A 17,919-nucleotide genomic window follows, 5' to 3' on the forward strand; every position below is an offset into this window, starting at 1 on the left:
TGGGTAGTTCAAAATTTACAGTATGACAAGAGAAGAAAAAGCAATCGTAATACAGGATTTGACTTCACAGTTGGCAGAGAATTCAACTATTTATTTAGCTGATATATCGGGCTTAAATGCGGTGCAAACCTCAGATTTGAGGAGAGCTTGTTTTAAAGCAGACGTTAAATTGGCTGTAGTCAAAAATACATTGCTTGCAAAAGCAATGGAAGCTTCTGAAAAAGAATTCGGTGAACTTCCCGGAGTGCTTAAAGGCAATACTTCGTTGATGTTTTCTGAAGTAGGTAATGTTCCGGCAAAACTTATAAAAAATTTCAGAAAAAAATCTGATAAGCCTTTGTTGAAAGGAGCCTTTGTTGAGGAATCAGTATATATTGGTGATGAGAATTTGGATGCGCTTGTAAGCATCAAGTCTAAAGAAGAAATGATTGGTGAGGTTATTGGATTGTTACAATCTCCTGCTAAAAATGTTATTTCTGGGCTTAAATCTGGTGGTGGTAAACTGGCAGGTATCCTTAAGACATTATCAGAAAGATAAGAACGCACTAGTAACTAAGTATATTTTAAAAATTTATTAAACGATAGTAAAAATGGCAGATTTAAAAGATTTCGCAGAACAGTTGGTTAACTTGACCGTTAAAGAGGTAAATGAGTTGGCTGATATATTAAAGGATGAATATGGTATTGAGCCTGCAGCTGCTGCAGTAGCTGTTGCTGCCGGTGGTGGTGGTGAAGCAGGTGAAGCCGCTGAAGAAAAGTCAGAATTTGACGTAATCTTAAAAGCAGCAGGTGGTTCTAAACTAGCGGTTGTTAAATTGGTTAAAGAATTGACTGGTCTTGGATTGAAAGATGCTAAAGACATCGTAGATAGCGCACCTAAAGCAGTAAAAGAAGGTGTTTCTAAAGACGAAGCTGAAGGAATTAAAAAATCTTTGGAAGAAGCAGGAGCGGAAGTTGAGCTTAAATAGTATCAGCAACCATAAAAATTTGGTTTAGGTCTTTCTTCGCTTCTGGCGGAGCTAGACCTAAGCCTTTTTATACAAGTAAGACCCACGTATATGATGAAGTATACGACCCCAATTTAGTATTCACGTTCAAAATACTGTCCATAGATGTTCACACAACAGACTGAGAGAATAAATTTTGCATCCGCTAAGAACACACCGGAGTATCCGGATTTCTTGGACATTCAGATAAAATCGTTTCAAGACTTTTTTCAGCTAGAAACAAAATCTGATGAAAGAGGCAATGAAGGTTTATACAATACCTTCATGGAAAACTTCCCTATTACGGACACCAGAAACCAGTTCGTACTTGAATTTTTAGATTACTTCATAGACCCGCCAAGATATTCTATCCAAGAATGTATAGAGCGTGGTCTTACTTATAGTGTTCCGTTAAAGGCACGATTAAAATTATACTGTACCGATCCTGAGCACGAAGATTTTGAAACTATCGTGCAAGATGTGTATTTGGGTACTATACCTTACATGACGCCAAGTGGTACATTTGTTATCAACGGGGCAGAAAGGGTTGTAGTGTCTCAGTTACACCGTTCTCCAGGTGTTTTCTTCGGTCAGTCATTTCATGCTAACGGCACCAAATTATATTCTGCCAGAGTAATACCGTTTAAAGGTTCGTGGATAGAATTTGCAACAGATATTAACGGTGTAATGTATGCATACATTGATCGTAAAAAGAAGTTGCCTGTAACTACTCTTTTTAGAGCTATTGGTTTTGAAAGAGATAAAGATATTCTTGAAATTTTTGACCTTTCTGAAGAGGTTAAAGTTTCAAACGCAGGTCTTAAAAAAGTATTAGGACGTAAATTGGCCGCTAGGGTTTTGAACACTTGGCATGAAGATTTTGTTGATGAAGATACTGGCGAGGTTGTTTCTATTGAAAGAAATGAAATAGTAATTGATCGTGATACTGTTTTAGAAAAAGATCATATTGCTGAAATATTGGATACTGATGTAAAGACAATTCTTCTTCATAAGGAGAGTAATGCACAATCAGATTATTCTATAATTCATAATACATTACAGAAGGATCCAACAAACTCTGAAAAAGAAGCTGTTGAGCATATCTATCGTCAATTACGTAACGCTGAGCCGCCCGATGAGGAGACTGCACGTGGTATTATTGATAAATTATTCTTTTCTGATCAACGTTACAACTTAGGTGAAGTTGGTCGTTATAGAATGAATAAAAAATTACAGTTGGATATTGGAATGGACAAGCAAGTCTTGACTAAAGAAGATATCATAACTATTATTAAATATTTGATCGAACTTATCAACTCTAAAGCAGAGATTGATGATATTGATCACCTTTCTAACCGTCGTGTTCGTACTGTTGGTGAACAATTGTCATCTCAGTTTGGTGTAGGTCTTGCTCGTATGGCAAGAACTATTCGTGAACGTATGAACGTTCGTGATAACGAAGTGTTTACTCCGATAGATTTGATTAACGCCAAGACTTTGTCTTCTGTGATTAATTCTTTCTTTGGTACGAATCAGTTGTCTCAGTTTATGGATCAAACCAATCCATTAGCAGAAATTACGCACAAACGTAGGTTATCTGCATTAGGACCAGGTGGTCTTTCAAGAGAGCGTGCTGGTTTTGAGGTTCGTGATGTACACTATACACACTACGGTAGACTTTGTCCGATTGAAACTCCTGAGGGTCCAAACATTGGTTTGATATCTTCATTGGCGGTATTTTCTAAAGTAAACCCAATGGGCTTCTTGGAAACTCCATATCGTAAGGTTGACAATGCCAAGGTGAATACGGAAGAATTCGTTTACCTAAGTGCAGAGGAAGAAGAAGGAATGAAAATTGCTCAGGCAAACATTCCATTGAAAGAAGATGGACAGATAGATACTGAGAAGGTTATTGCACGTGAAGAAGGTGATTTCCCAGTTGTAGATCCAAGTGAAATCAACTATACGGATGTTGCGCCAAACCAGATAGCGTCTATTTCAGCATCACTTATTCCTTTCTTGGAACATGATGATGCCAACCGTGCTTTGATGGGGTCTAACATGATGCGCCAAGCTGTGCCATTGTTAAGACCACAATCTCCTATTGTGGGTACCGGTCTTGAGCGTCAAGTTGCTTCAGATTCAAGAGTACTTATAAATGCAGAAGGTGATGGTACTGTTGAGTACGTAGATGCAAAGATGATTACGGTTAAGTATGATCGTACTGATGCTGAGCGTTTGGTTAGTTTTGAAGAAGATTCAAAATCATATAACTTGGTTAAGTTTAGAAAAACAAACCAAGGTACAAGCATTAACTTAAAACCAATTGTAAGAAGAGGTGATAAAGTTAAGAAAGGTCAGGTTCTTTGTGAAGGATATGCTACAGAAAAAGGGGAATTGGCATTAGGTCGTAACCTTACCGTGGCATTTATGCCATGGAAAGGGTATAACTTTGAGGATGCAATCGTTATTTCTGAAAAAGTAGTTCGTGAAGATATCTTTACGTCAATTCATGTAGATGAATACTCTTTAGAGGTTAGAGATACTAAATTAGGTGCTGAGGAATTAACTCATGATATTCCTAACGTTTCGGAAGAGGCTACTAAAGACTTGGATGAAAACGGTATGATTCGTATCGGTGCTGAAGTGAAGCCTGGTGATATCTTGATTGGTAAGATTACGCCAAAAGGTGAGTCTGATCCAACTCCTGAAGAAAAATTACTTAGAGCTATTTTTGGTGATAAAGCAGGTGATGTAAAAGATGCGTCTTTAAAAGCGTCTCCATCATTACGTGGTGTTGTTATCGATAAAAAATTATTTTCTCGTTCGGTAAAAGATAAGCGTAAGCGTTCTGAAGATAAAGAAGAGCTTAACAAGTTAGAGTTAGAATATGAAGTGAAGTTTCAAGAGTTGAAAGACATCTTGATTGAGAAACTTTTTAGTCTAATAAACGGTAAGACGTCTCAAGGTGTATTGAACGATTTAGGTGAAGAAGTATTACCAAAAGGTAAGAAATACACGCTTAAAATGTTAAACTCTGTTGATGACTTTGCTCACTTGGTAGGTGGTAGCTGGACAATGGATAAGGATACGAACGAATCTGTTGCAGATTTACTACACAACTATAAGATTAAGCTAAATGATCTTCAAGGAAACTTGAGAAGAGATAAGTTTACAATTTCTGTTGGTGATGAATTGCCAGCTGGTATTATGAAATTGGCTAAAGTTTATGTGGCTAAAAAGCGTAAGCTTAAAGTAGGTGATAAAATGGCGGGTCGTCACGGTAACAAAGGTATTGTTTCTCGTATCGTTCGTCAGGAAGATATGCCTTTCTTGGCAGATGGAACTCCAGTTGATATTGTATTGAATCCATTGGGTGTACCTTCTCGTATGAACATTGGTCAGATTTACGAAACCGTATTAGGTTGGGCCGGTCTTAAGTTAGGCAAGAAATATGCGACACCTATTTTTGATGGAGCTTCTTTGGAGCAAATTAACGAGTATACAGATGAAGCTGGTATTCCAAGATTTGGTCATACCTACCTTCATGATGGTGGAACAGGTAAGCGTTTTGATCAGCCGGCAACAGTTGGTGTAATCTATATGCTGAAACTTGGGCACATGGTAGATGATAAGATGCACGCACGTTCTATAGGACCGTACTCTCTTATTACACAGCAGCCATTAGGTGGTAAAGCACAGTTTGGTGGTCAGCGTTTTGGAGAGATGGAAGTTTGGGCTCTAGAGGCATATGGTGCTTCGGCAACTTTACGTGAAATATTAACCGTTAAGTCGGATGATGTTATTGGTAGAGCTAAGACCTATGAGTCAATAGTTAAGGGCGAGACCATGCCAGAACCCGGTTTACCGGAATCTTTCAACGTATTGATGCACGAACTTAAAGGTTTGGGCTTAGATATCCGTTTGGAAGAATAGAATCCGATTGTAGCGATTGAAGAACACACATTTTAATTAGTATCACCATTAGATTATGGCTAGAATAAAAGATAATAATCCAGTAAAAAGGTTTGATAAAATTTCTATCGGATTGGCCTCTCCAGAAGCAATTTTGGCGGAGTCAAGAGGGGAAGTTCTTAAGCCTGAAACTATTAACTATAGAACGCACAAGCCAGAGCGTGACGGTCTTTTTTGCGAGCGTATATTCGGTCCTGTAAAGGATTATGAATGTGCTTGTGGTAAGTATAAAAGAATTCGCTACCGTGGTATTGTTTGTGATCGTTGTGGTGTAGAGGTTACTGAAAAGAAAGTACGTAGAGATAGGGTAGGGCACATTAACTTGGTAGTTCCTGTAGCTCACATCTGGTACTTCCGTTCGTTGCCTAACAAAATAGGATACCTTTTAGGTTTGCCTTCCAAGAAATTGGATATGATTATTTACTACGAACGTTACGTAGTAATTCAACCAGGTATAGCTAAAGGTCCTGAGGGTGAAGAAATCAACAAAATGGATTTCTTGACCGAAGAGGAGTACTTAACTATTTTGGAATCTATTCCAATTGAAAATCAATATTTAGAAGATTCAGACCCTAATAAGTTTATAGCTAAAATGGGTGCTGAATGTCTTATAGACCTTTTAGCTCGTATAGACTTAAAAGAGCTTTCATACCAATTGCGTCACAAAGCAAATACAGAGACTTCTAAGCAAAGAAAAACAGAAGCGTTAAAAAGACTTCAAGTTGTTGAGGCGCTTCGTGAATCTCAAGAAAATAGAGAAAACAGACCTGAATGGATGATCATGAAGGTAATTCCGGTAATTCCGCCAGAATTACGTCCATTGGTACCGCTAGATGGTGGTCGTTTCGCTACTTCAGATTTAAATGATCTGTATAGAAGGGTGATTATCCGTAACAACCGTTTAAAAAGGTTGGTAGAGATAAAAGCTCCTGAGGTAATTCTTAGAAATGAGAAACGTATGCTTCAAGAAGCGGTAGATTCTCTTTTCGATAACACTAGAAAGGCTTCAGCTGTTAAAACTGAATCTAACAGACCTTTAAAATCACTTTCAGATTCATTAAAAGGTAAGCAAGGTCGTTTCCGTCAAAACTTACTTGGTAAGCGTGTTGATTATTCTGCACGTTCGGTAATTGTTGTTGGACCGGAATTGAACTTATACGAATGTGGTCTTCCAAAAGATATGGCTGCTGAATTATACAAGCCTTTCGTTATCAGAAAACTGATAGAAAGAGGTATTGTTAAGACAGTAAAGTCCGCTAAGAAGATTATAGACAAAAAAGAGCCTGTAGTTTGGGATATTTTAGAGAATGTATTGAAAGGTCACCCAGTTCTATTGAACCGTGCCCCAACGTTACACCGTTTAGGTATTCAAGCATTCCAACCGAAATTGATTGAAGGTAAAGCAATTCGTCTTCACCCGTTGGCGTGTACCGCCTTTAACGCGGATTTTGATGGAGATCAGATGGCTGTTCACTTACCATTAGGTCCTGAGGCTATTTTGGAAGCGCAATTATTGATGTTGGCTTCACAAAATATATTAAACCCTGCGAATGGTTCGCCTATTACGGTACCATCACAGGATATGGTTCTGGGTCTGTATTATATGACCAAAGAACGTAAGTCGACACCTGAAGTGCCTGTTAAAGGTGAAGGATTGACTTTTTACTCTGCCGAAGAGGTTGAGATAGCGTTCAATGAAGGACAGGTTGATTTGAATGCGGGTATTAAAGTACGCGCAAAAGACTTTAACGAAGAAGGTGATTTGGTAAACCAAATTATTCCTACTACCGTGGGTCGTGTATTGTTCAATAATAACGTACCTGTAGAAGCTGGTTATATTAACCAAGTTCTAAATAAGAAAGCTTTAAGAAATATCATTGGTGATATTTTAGCGGTTACTAGTATTCCGGCTACAGCTGATTTCCTAGATAGAATTAAGACTATGGGATATGATTTTGCCTTCAAAGGTGGATTATCCTTTAGCTTAGGTGATATTATTATCCCGCCAGAGAAGCATGAAATGATTGCTGATGCTAATGGTCAGGTAGATGGTATTATGAGCAACTATAACATGGGGCTTATTACCAATAATGAACGTTACAATCAGGTTATTGATGTTTGGACTTCTACGAATGCTGAATTGACAGAATTGGCAATGAAACGTATTCGTGAGGATCAGCAAGGATTCAACTCGGTATATATGATGCTTGATTCTGGTGCAAGGGGTTCTAAAGAACAGATTCGCCAGTTAACAGGTATGCGTGGTTTGATGGCTAAGCCTAAAAAATCTACTGCCGGTGGTGGTGAGATTATTGAAAACCCGATTTTATCGAACTTTAAAGAAGGTCTTTCTATCCTTGAGTATTTTATTTCTACTCACGGTGCTCGTAAAGGTCTTGCAGATACTGCCCTTAAAACGGCAGATGCAGGGTACTTAACACGTCGTTTGGTAGATGTTTCTCAGGATGTTATCATTAACATTACAGATTGTGAGACCTTAAGAGGTGTAGAAGTTTCTGCATTGAAAAAGAATGAAGAAGTTGTTGAGTCTCTAGGGGCACGTATATTGGGTAGAGTTTCTTTACATGATGTATTTGATCCGTTGACTGAAGAGCAATTACTTTCTGCAGGTCAGGAAATAATGGAGATTGATGCTAAACGAATTGAAGAATCTCCTGTAGAGAAGGTTGAAGTACGTTCAGCATTAACATGTGAAGCTCCTAAAGGAATTTGTGCTCAATGTTACGGTAGAAACCTTTCTACTAATAAAATGGTGCAAAGAGGTGAAGCTGTTGGTGTTGTTGCGGCACAATCAATAGGTGAACCAGGTACTCAGCTTACATTGCGTACTTTCCACGTGGGTGGTATTGCAGGTAACATTTCTGAAGATAATAAGTTGATCGCTAAATTTAGCGGTGTAGCGGAAATTGAAGATTTAAGAACTGTTGTAGCTATAGATAAAGAAGGTAAACCGGCAACAATCGTAATTTCTAGAACGTCTGAAATTAAGGTTATAGATAAGAAAACTGGTATAACATTAAGTACTAATAACATACCTTATGGTTCTCAGTTATTCATTGAAAATGGAGCAACAATAGCTAAAGAAGATGTTATTTGTTCTTGGGATCCATATAACGGTGTAATTGTTTCTGAATTTCCAGGAAAAATTGCTTACGAAAATATAGAGCAAGGTGTTACTTATCAAGTTGAAATTGATGAGCAGACCGGTTTCCAAGAGAAAGTGATTTCAGAATCTCGTAACAAAAAGTTGATACCAACTCTTTTGATTCAAGATAGTAAGGGTGAAACATTACGTTCATATAACCTTCCTGTTGGATCACACATCATGGTAGATGATGGTGAAAAGATTAAAGAGGGTAAAACACTTGTGAAAATTCCACGTAAATCTGCTAAGGCAGGAGATATTACAGGTGGTCTTCCAAGAGTAACTGAACTTTTTGAAGCTCGTAACCCTTCTAACCCAGCAGTTGTTTCTGAGATAGATGGTGTTGTTTCTTTTGGGAAAATCAAAAGAGGTAACCGTGAAATCATTATAGAATCTAAATTAGGTGAAATCAAGAAATACTTGGTGAAGCTTTCTAATCAGATTTTGGTTCAGGAAAATGATTATGTTCGTGCAGGTATGCCATTATCAGATGGTTCTATAACTCCTGAAGATATTCTTAAAATTAAAGGCCCATCTGCTGTTCAGCAATACTTAGTGAACGAAGTTCAAGAAGTATACCGTTTACAAGGTGTGAAGATTAATGATAAGCATTTTGAAGTAGTTGTAAGACAGATGATGCGTAAGGTTCGTATTCAGGATCCAGGAAATACTATCTTCTTAGAGAATCAATTGATTCATAAAGATGATTTCATTAGAGAAAATGATGAAATCTTCGGAAAGAAAGTTGTTGTAGAAGTAGGTGATTCTGAAAATCTTAAGGCAGGTCAGATTATTACTGCTCGTGAATTGAGAGATGAGAATTCTGTCCTAAAGCGTTCTGATAAGAATCTTGTGACGGCTGAAGATGCAGTTGCGGCTACGGCTACACCTATACTACAAGGTATTACACGTGCGTCTTTACAGACTAAATCGTTTATATCTGCGGCATCTTTCCAAGAGACTACTAAAGTATTGAACGAAGCTGCTGTAAGTGGTAAAGTAGATACATTAGAAGGCTTGAAGGAGAATGTTATTGTTGGACATAAAATACCGGCAGGAACAGGTATGAGAGACTATGGTAACATCATTGTAGGCTCTAAAGAAGAGTATGATGAAATTATGGCGCGTAAAGAAGCCTTGAAATTTTAAACTCAAATAATTCAAACCCTCAATAATTTTTATTGAGGGTTTATTTTTTTCTATATATGAGCGAAAAAGAACAAAAGCAGAACCAGATTAACATAGAGTTGGATGAAAAGACAGCGGAAGGTATTTATTCTAATTTAGCTATTATCAACCATTCTGTTTCAGAATTTGTAGTTGATTTTATTAGCATGATGCCAGGAGCGCCAAAGGCTAAGGTGAAGAGTAGAATAGTTCTTACGCCGCAGCATGCCAAAAAGTTTTTAAAGGCTTTGAACGATAATGTAAAGCGTTTTGAAGCTGCACATGGTACCATAAAGGACTATGAGCAACCACCAATACCTATGAATTTTGGCCCTACTGGAGAGGCTTAAAATAAAAAATGCCTTTTGCTTTTGCAAAAGGCATTTTTTATTTAACCTACTTTCTGGTTTTCAATTAAACTCAGAAACAAAATGAAGTTTTACACTTGGGTATTTTTGCTGGGTCATTTGTAATGAGAATTGCGAATCGGCAAGAAAGACTAATTGATTTCGCTTATCCTTTGCTAAAAACTTCTGCTTCACCCTTTTAAATTCTTTAAACTCATCGTTTTTAGGATCAGACGGTTCTACCCAACAGGCTTTAAATACAGGAAAGTTTTCATAAGTGCATTTGGCTCCGTACTCATGCTCTAGACGGTATTGAATAACTTCAAATTGAAGTGCTCCAACAGTTCCAATTACCTTTCTTCCATTCATCTCAAGGGTAAATAACTGGGCTACGCCTTCATCCATTAACTGGTCAATTCCTTTGTAAAGTTGCTTGGACTTCATGGGGTCAGCATTGTTAATGTATCTAAAATGCTCAGGAGAAAAGCTAGGTATGCCTTTGTAATGTAGTTCCTCACCTTCCGTAAGCGTATCTCCGATTTTAAAATTACCGGTATCATGAAGCCCTACAATATCTCCTGGGTATGATATGTCTACAATCTCTTTCTTCTCGGCAAAAAAAGCATTCGGACTAGAAAACTTTAACTTTTTGCCATTCCTAACATGTAGATAGGGTTTGTTTCGTTCAAACGTTCCGGAAACAATTTTTATGAATGCCAATCGATCACGATGCTTGGGGTCCATATTGGCATGAATTTTAAATACAAAACCGGACATTTCTTTTTCACCGGCATCTACAAGTCTTTCTTCAGCTTTTTTAGGACGTGGAGACGGGGCAATTTCAATAAAACAATCTAATAACTCACGAACGCCAAAATTGTTCAGGGCAGAACCAAAAAATACAGGTTGTTGTGTACCTGCTAAGTAGCTTTTCTTATCAAAGTCCGGATATACACCTCTTACCAATTCTAGATTGTCACGCAGTTCTTCAGCAGCACTGTTGCCAATAATTTGCTCTAACTCCGGACTCTCAATAGAATCAAAAGCAATCGTTTCTTCAATATTTTTTTTACTATCTCCACTAAAAAGGTTGATATTTTTCTCGTATATATTATAGATTCCTTTAAAATCGTATCCCATACCAATTGGAAAACTCAAAGGAGTAACGGCAAGGCCCAGTTTTTGCTCCAAATCATCAAGAAGGTCAAAAGCATCGCGTCCTTCCCTATCCAGCTTGTTTATAAAAACAATCATAGGTATGCTACGCATGCGGCATACTTCTACCAGTTTTACGGTTTGCTCTTCCACACCTTTGGCAACGTCAACCACTACAATAACGCTGTCTACTGCGGTGAGTGTTCTAAACGTATCTTCAGCAAAATCTTTGTGACCAGGAGTATCAAGAATATTTATTTTTTTATCCTTATATATAAACGCAAGTACCGAGGTAGCCACAGAAATACCTCTTTGGCGCTCTATTTCCATAAAGTCACTGGTCGCCGTTTTTTTTATTTTATTGTTTTTTACGGCTCCAGCTTCCTGAATAGCTCCGCCAAATAACAGAAGTTTCTCTGTTAATGTGGTCTTACCTGCATCTGGGTGTGATATTATTCCGAAGGTTCTACGCCGTTGAATCTCATCTTTAAAACTCATGAAGAAAATTTGTGCAAAAATACGTTAAATTATAGTTACTGCCTGATTTAAGTTTAGTAAAAACTGAGCTAATAACCTACTGGGTTTAGGGAAAAGGTTAGGGTTTTATATAAACCGATGAACTGCAGAAAATATCGATTTTATTAGTTTTTACTAAATTCTATGTCTAATTCTAGCAGTTTTAAAAAGACGTAAAAGGCATTGTTTTCAGCCCTTTACCGAATAAATATGTCTTTGGAGGATAATTCATAATTTATACTTTCAAAACAATTTGGTTAACGAAATATTAAATATATCTTGCACCTAGAATTGAAGTATCCCAACTTCTTACGATATACATTTTTACCTACACGCCATGGTGATTAGTTTAATGAAAGCTAAACATTTATGGAAAAAATTACTCTACTTAATTTTAAGAACGTTGCGATTAAAACCGTGACTTATACTTTTGCCTTAGCCGTTTTTGGTTTAGGTTCTTCATTGTATGCTAATGAAAGTAGCATAGATATGCTTAGTGACAAAGATGATGTGAAAGTTGAAAATGTCAGCGAAGCAGAAGCTAATATGCCCAATACTGATGACTGTATGGAATTAGCTACTATTGAAATTTTCGGTGATGATTTTGGTTTTGCTGATGGAGTTACCGATGGTAGCCTTTCTGCTGAAAATGTAGATTTAAGTTCAAAATGGGGTCTTCCTGCGGGTAGTGTTTTGGTATCTGTTACCGGAGCTAACACTAAGAGTTCTGGCGGGTCTTTTGAAGTAAATAACGGTCTACCTACTACTTTTTCCTTCTCAGGTACAGTTCCTGTTAAAATTCTTGCCGCACATTCTGTTAGAGTAGATGCAAATCATAGAGACGGTATTATTGCTCTTGATGACGTTATGTATATTCTTAAGACAAGCAATTTACCTGCTGGTGTTGTTTCTGGTAACAATGGAAATGATTATTTCGTTGAAAATATAACCGACCAAAATGTAAATTCTTCAAGTCGTTTTAATTGGGAGTCTCAGGATTTTGTAGATGAAGTTCAGTTTTATACAACTTCTGATGCGCCAGTTAACGGAATACATTTAAGTATTTTACCAATTAAATGCATAGAAGTTGATACTGATAATGATGGTGTTCCTGATGCTATAGATTTAGATGATGATAATGATGGTATTTTAGATATGGATGAAGATCCAAATCTTGATAGTGATGACGACCCTCTTACAGATCCGTATGATTTAGATGAAGATGGTATTCCAAATCATTTAGATATTGATTCTGATAATGACGGTATTCCAGATAATGTTGAGGCTCAGACTACTGAAGGCTATATTGCACCTAATGAGGATGATGAAGCTACATATATTTCAAATGACGGTTTAAATTCTGCTTATCCAGACGGATTAACTCCTGTGAATACAGATGATAGCGATGTCGAAGACTACCTTGACGCAGACAGTGATAATGATGATGTGCCTGATAATAATGAAGGTAACGATTTCAATTTTGACGGTATTCCAGATCAGACCTATACAGGAATGGATACAGATGGAGATGGCCTAGATGACGGTTATGAAGGTAGTGATGTTAATGATGGTTATGATGTTAATGATGAAATTGATGATCCAGCCAATGACTTACCTGATACAGATGGTACTGAAGATGTAAATTATCGTGATTTGGATGATGATGGCGATGGTATAAACACCCCAGATGAAGATGCTAATGAAGATGGTGATCCTACTAATGATGATTCAGATGGAGACGGAACACCAGATTACCTTGAGTTTGATGAAGATACTACTACGGATACGGATGGTGATGGTGTTCCAGATGCAACAGATTTAGATGATGATAATGATGGTATTCTAGATACGGTAGAAGACCCAAATACAGATGGTGATGATAACCCATTAACCGATCCCTTGGATACGGATGGAGATGGTATTCCAAATCATTTGGATATTGACTCAGATGATGATGGTATTCCAGATAATGTAGAGGCTCAAACCACAGAGGGGTACATTGCTCCTAATGAGGATGACGAAGCAACTTACGAAGCTAATGATGGTTTAAACAGTGCTTACCCAGATGGATTAACACCGGTTAATACAGACGGAGAGGACACAGAAGACTACATTGATTTAGATAGTGATAATGATACAGTACCTGATAATAATGAAGGCAATGACTTCAACTTTGATGGAATTCCTGATCAAACCTACACAGGTATTGATACAGACGGAGATGGTTTAGACGATGGTTACGAGGGTAGTGACATTAATGACGGTTTTGATGTAAATGATGAGATTGATGATCCAGCTAATGATTTGCCGGACACAGATGGTACTGAAGATGTAAATTACCGAGATTTAGATGATGATGGTGACGGTTATAATACTCCAGACGAAGATGCTGACGGAGATGGCGACCCAACTAATGATGATACAGATGAGGATGGTACGCCAGATTATTTAGACCCAGACTCCAATCCTGATGGAAATGATCGCGATACTGATGGAGATGGGGTTCCGGACAGAGTAGATTTGGATGATGATAATGACGGTATACTTGATACAGTAGAAGACCCGAATACTGATGGAGATAATAACCCATTAACAAACCCATTAGATTCTGATGGTGATGGTAGACCTAATCATTTAGATATTGATTCTGATGATGATGGTATTCCTGACAATGTTGAGGCTCAGACTACAGATGGTTATATTGCACCTAATGAGGATGATGAAGCAACTTATGAAGCTAATGATGGTCTAAATTCAGCTTACCCAGATGGATTAACTCCAGTTAACACAGATGGGACTGATGAACAGGATTATATAGATTTAGATAGTGATAACGATTTGGTATTCGATAATAATGAAGGTAACGATTTTAACTACGATGGTGCTCCTGATCAGTCCTTTACAGGAACAGATACAGATGGAGATGGTTTAGATGATGGTTACGAAGGAACTGATGTTAATGACGGTTTTGATGTAAATGATGAAATAGACGATCCTGCAAACGATTTGCCGGATACAGATGGTACGGAAGATGTAAATTACCGTGATTTAGATGATGACGGTGATGGAATCGATACACCAGATGAAGACGGGAATAATAATGGTGACCCTACTGATGATGACCTTGACGGTGATGGTACACCTTCATACCTTGACCCGGAGGAAAAAACAGATATCGTGGTAATGCAAATGGTAACACCAAATGGTGACGGTAAAAATGAATTCTTGTGGATTGAAAATGTAGACAAGGCTCTAGATAATAGCCTTAAGATTTTCAACAGATGGGGAGTGGCTGTGTATGAAGGCGAAGATTACAACAATCAAAACAATGTTTTTGATGGTAGATCAAAAGGACGGTCTACAATAGCCGGACAAGATTATTTACCAGCGGGTGTGTATTTTTATATCTTTGAGTACACCACTGTTAACAAAGAGAATATAACTGATAGTGGTTATATTTACATTAGCAAGTAATCTATAAAGTAGGTATGATTATAAAAAACAAACTACTAGCCGCCTTATTTTTGGTATTGGTTTATTGTCAAACGGCTTCCGCCCAACAAGATGCCCAATACACACAGTATATGTTTAATACTATGAGCGTGAACCCTGCCTATGCAGGCTCTAGGGGGCAGCTTAGTATAGCGGGCCTATATAGGTCTCAATGGGTAGGTTTAGACGGTTCACCAGAAACTTTTACCATTAACTTACATTCCCCTATTAGAAATAGTAAAGTGGGGTACGGGTTATCTGTAGTCAATGATAAAATTGGAGAAGGTACTGTTCAGGAAACGTATATTGATGGATTGATTTCGTATTCAATAGATGTTTCTCTAAAAGCAAAATTATCGTTTGGATTAAAATTAGGAGGTAATATCCTGAATTTAGATTTTGAACAATTAAGACAAAGACCCGGTTTTGAAGAAGCGGTAGGTACGGATAATATTGAAAACCGATTTTCTCCTAATGTAGGTTTGGGTATGTATTATCATACCAATAAATTTTATGCAGGTTTATCCGCACCAAACTTATTGGAGGTAGAACATTTTGACACGGGGGATAATGATGCTAATCAGATAGACTTTTTGGCAAAGGACCGGGTAAATTTCTATTTGATTACGGGTTACGTATTTGATTTGAATGATAATTTCAAGTTCAAGCCAGCACTTTTAACAAAGGTTGTTGGCGGTGCACCGCTTCAGGTAGATGTATCGGCTAATTTTCTCTTTGCAGAGAAATTTTCTTTTGGTGCTGCCTACAGATGGGATGCCGCTGTAAGTGCGTTAGCTGGGTTTCAGATATCGGACCAAATTATGTTAGGGTTGGCCTATGATAAAGAAACTACAGATTTTGGTAGTACTCAGTTCAATAGCGGATCGTTTGAAATTTTTCTAAGATGGGAATTGGTGAAATCATTTGAAAAACTAGTGTCTCCCCGTTTCTTCTAAACCCTTGCCTTATGATAAAAAAAATACACATTCTATTTGTTTTGGTCTTTGTTATGGGCGTCAGTGGTTTTGCTCAAGAAAAGCTTATAACCAAAGCCAATGAAAAATACGACGAGTATTCTTTCAGTCCAGCTATAGACATTTATAAAAAGGTTTTGGACCGTGGTTATGCATCGGCAGATTTACTTAAGAAATTAGGTAATTCTTACTATTTTAATGCAGATTACGAAGATGCGGCAAAAACATATAAGAGGCTGGTAGATGAGTATCCAGATGAAATTGGTCCTGAATATTATTTTAGATATGCTCAGACCTTAAAAACTTTAGAGGATTATGGTGCTTCAAAAGAGGCTATGGCCAAGTTTGTAGAAGCTACTTCAGATGATGCTAGAGCTACAGCTTATAAAGATGAGCAAGATTATTTAAACGATATTAAAAGAAATTCAGGAAGATATAATGTATCTCCTTTTCAATATAACTCTCCATATTCAGAGTTTGCACCTTCTTTTTATAAAGAGGGTCTTATCTTTTCTTCTGATAGGGATACCGGTAACTTTGCCCGCTACCGTCATACTTGGAACTCAAAAGACTTTTTAGATCTTTATAAGGTAAATGCAGATAGCGTTTCTAAAGGAACGGTTATTAAGTTTGGTGATCACGTCAATACAAGATTACACGAATCTACTTCTACAGTAAATCAGGCGGGTGATATATTATATTTTACTCGAAATAACTTTAAGGCAGGTAAGTATGTAAAAGACGAAAACGGAGTAATTCGTCTTAAAGTATTCAAAGCTAAAATGGTAGAAGGTGTCTGGTCTGATATTGAGGAGTTACCATTCAATAGTAATGAGTATTCAGTAGCTCACCCAGCTTTAAGTCATGATGAAAAGACGTTGTATTTTGCGTCAGATATGCCAGGTACTTTAGGTGAATCCGATATTTTTAGGGTTTCCATAAACGAAGACGGAACTTACGGAACGCCTGAAAATTTAGGTTCGGTTATCAATACGGAAGCACGAGAAACATTTCCTTTCATAACCAGTGAAGATGTTCTATATTTTTCTTCTGATGGGCATCCCGGTCTCGGTGGTTTGGATATTTTCGGAACCAAAGTAGCTAACGGTAGATTAGATGGAAATGTAATGAATGTAGGGGAGCCTGTTAATGGGCGTATGGACGATTTTACATTCATCTTTAATGAGGAAACAAGAGGAGGGTATTTTGCCTCTAACCGTTCAGAAGGCCAAGGTGCAGATGATATTTATACCTTCTTAGAAACCAAACCTTTACTTATAGACTGTGAACAGGCTATTTCGGGTGTGGTGCGAGATAAGATATCCAATGAGCCTTTAATTGGGGCGTCTGTTAAGGTTATCAATGAAAATAATGACGAAATCATGTCTGCCATTACAGATGCCGAAGGTAGGTACAATATATTGGTAGATTGTACCCAAGGTAATTTTGTAAGAGCTATGACAGAAGGTTATATCCCATCAGAGGAATACTTAGGTAAATCTGACGGAGAGCCAAAGACAATTGATTTCTACTTAGAAAGAGATTCTGTTACCGCAGGTTTTGGAGATGATTTGGCCAAACTACTTCAATTGAGTACGATATATTTCGATTTTAATAAGTATAATATTCGTAAAGATTCTGAAATAGAGGTAGAGAAAGTAATTGCCGCTATGGAAAAATATCCTAGTTTAAGAATCAAAGTAAATTCTCATACAGATAGTAGAGGTAAAGATTCTTATAACTTATGGCTTTCTCAAAAAAGGGCTGAATCTACTGTAAACTATATGGTTAAAAAAGGAATCGCAAAAGAGAGATTGGATAGTGAAGGTTTTGGTGAAACAAAATTAATCAACCAATGTGCCAACGGTGTTAAATGCTCGGATAAAGATCATGAGTTGAACAGACGGTCAGAGTTCATCATTCTTGAATAATTAAATACTTATATAACATAGAATAACAAATGCAGCTACTTTAAAGTAGCTGCATTTGTTGTTTGATATACATTAAAAATAGATGGGTATTTAATCGATTACCTATATATTTTAAAGGTAATTCAGCATGCTTTGAAATGCCTTAACATTGCAAAAACAATCCGTTACGCCTACAATTGAGGTCTTCACAACAAATTTTTCTTAAGTAGC

Annotated in this window: 9 protein-coding genes; 8 read left to right on the forward strand and 1 reads right to left on the reverse strand. The window is 37.3% G+C overall.

Annotated features, from left to right (window positions below; all coding sequences use genetic code 11):
• Positions 1-22 precede the first annotated feature (22 nt).
• The 5 genes from rplJ to IWC72_RS11490 all read left to right on the forward strand — a co-directional run bounded on the left by rplJ (position 23) and on the right by IWC72_RS11490 (position 9,644).
• Complete coding sequence (rplJ, locus tag IWC72_RS11470; protein ID WP_194526331.1) at positions 23-538, forward strand: 50S ribosomal protein L10; 516 nt, start codon at positions 23-25, stop codon at positions 536-538.
• 52 nt (positions 539-590) lie between these two features.
• A complete protein-coding gene (gene rplL / locus IWC72_RS11475) occupies positions 591-968 on the forward strand; it encodes a 50S ribosomal protein L7/L12 (protein ID WP_194526332.1) in 378 nt (125 codons plus the stop codon).
• A gap of 144 nt (positions 969-1,112) precedes the next feature.
• Complete coding sequence (rpoB, locus tag IWC72_RS11480; protein WP_194526333.1) at positions 1,113-4,922, forward strand: DNA-directed RNA polymerase subunit beta; 3,810 nt, start codon at positions 1,113-1,115, stop codon at positions 4,920-4,922.
• Between the two features lie 55 nt (positions 4,923-4,977).
• On the forward strand, positions 4,978-9,276 hold the full coding sequence (gene rpoC, locus IWC72_RS11485; protein WP_194526334.1) for a DNA-directed RNA polymerase subunit beta': 4,299 nt from the start codon (positions 4,978-4,980) through the stop codon (positions 9,274-9,276).
• Between the two features lie 56 nt (positions 9,277-9,332).
• Entirely contained in the window at positions 9,333-9,644 is a 312-nt protein-coding gene (locus IWC72_RS11490; RefSeq protein WP_038234848.1) for a DUF3467 domain-containing protein, read from the forward strand.
• A gap of 60 nt (positions 9,645-9,704) precedes the next feature.
• Here IWC72_RS11490 and IWC72_RS11495 read toward each other — a convergent pair whose 3' ends face one another.
• The gene (locus IWC72_RS11495; RefSeq protein WP_194526335.1) at positions 9,705-11,294 is read right to left on the reverse strand and encodes a peptide chain release factor 3; all 1,590 of its coding nucleotides are present in this window, start codon (positions 11,292-11,294) and stop codon (positions 9,705-9,707) included.
• Between the two features lie 387 nt (positions 11,295-11,681).
• On the opposite strand from IWC72_RS11495, the gene IWC72_RS11500 reads away from it, so the two are divergent.
• Genes IWC72_RS11500 through IWC72_RS11510 form a run of 3 tightly spaced genes read left to right on the forward strand, consistent with a single transcriptional unit; the run spans position 11,682 to position 17,709 of the window.
• Positions 11,682-14,786: a T9SS type B sorting domain-containing protein gene (locus tag IWC72_RS11500; protein WP_194529846.1), complete on the forward strand. Its 3,105-nt coding sequence runs from the start codon at positions 11,682-11,684 to the stop codon at positions 14,784-14,786.
• Between the two features lie 14 nt (positions 14,787-14,800).
• Entirely contained in the window at positions 14,801-15,760 is a 960-nt protein-coding gene (locus IWC72_RS11505) for a PorP/SprF family type IX secretion system membrane protein (RefSeq protein ID WP_194526337.1), read from the forward strand.
• A gap of 11 nt (positions 15,761-15,771) precedes the next feature.
• The gene (locus IWC72_RS11510) at positions 15,772-17,709 is read left to right on the forward strand and encodes an OmpA family protein (protein WP_194529847.1); all 1,938 of its coding nucleotides are present in this window, start codon (positions 15,772-15,774) and stop codon (positions 17,707-17,709) included.
• Positions 17,710-17,919 lie beyond the last annotated feature (210 nt).

The sequence above is a fragment of the Zobellia roscoffensis genome (genome assembly GCF_015330165.1).
Taxonomy (GTDB): Bacteria; Bacteroidota; Bacteroidia; order Flavobacteriales; family Flavobacteriaceae; genus Zobellia; species Zobellia roscoffensis.

Coding starts and splice junctions, on each gene's coding strand:
- IWC72_RS11490 (WP_038234848.1), top strand. CDS start 9,333: ATGAGCGAAAAAGAACAAAAGCAGAACCAGATTAACATAGAGTTGGAT.
- IWC72_RS11500 (WP_194529846.1), top strand. CDS start 11,682: ATGGAAAAAATTACTCTACTTAATTTTAAGAACGTTGCGATTAAAACC.
- rplL (WP_194526332.1), top strand. CDS start 591: ATGGCAGATTTAAAAGATTTCGCAGAACAGTTGGTTAACTTGACCGTT.
- rpoB (WP_194526333.1), top strand. CDS start 1,113: ATGTTCACACAACAGACTGAGAGAATAAATTTTGCATCCGCTAAGAAC.
- rpoC (WP_194526334.1), top strand. CDS start 4,978: ATGGCTAGAATAAAAGATAATAATCCAGTAAAAAGGTTTGATAAAATT.
- IWC72_RS11505 (WP_194526337.1), top strand. CDS start 14,801: ATGATTATAAAAAACAAACTACTAGCCGCCTTATTTTTGGTATTGGTT.
- IWC72_RS11495 (WP_194526335.1), bottom strand. CDS start 11,294: ATGAGTTTTAAAGATGAGATTCAACGGCGTAGAACCTTCGGAATAATA.
- rplJ (WP_194526331.1), top strand. CDS start 23: ATGACAAGAGAAGAAAAAGCAATCGTAATACAGGATTTGACTTCACAG.
- IWC72_RS11510 (WP_194529847.1), top strand. CDS start 15,772: ATGATAAAAAAAATACACATTCTATTTGTTTTGGTCTTTGTTATGGGC.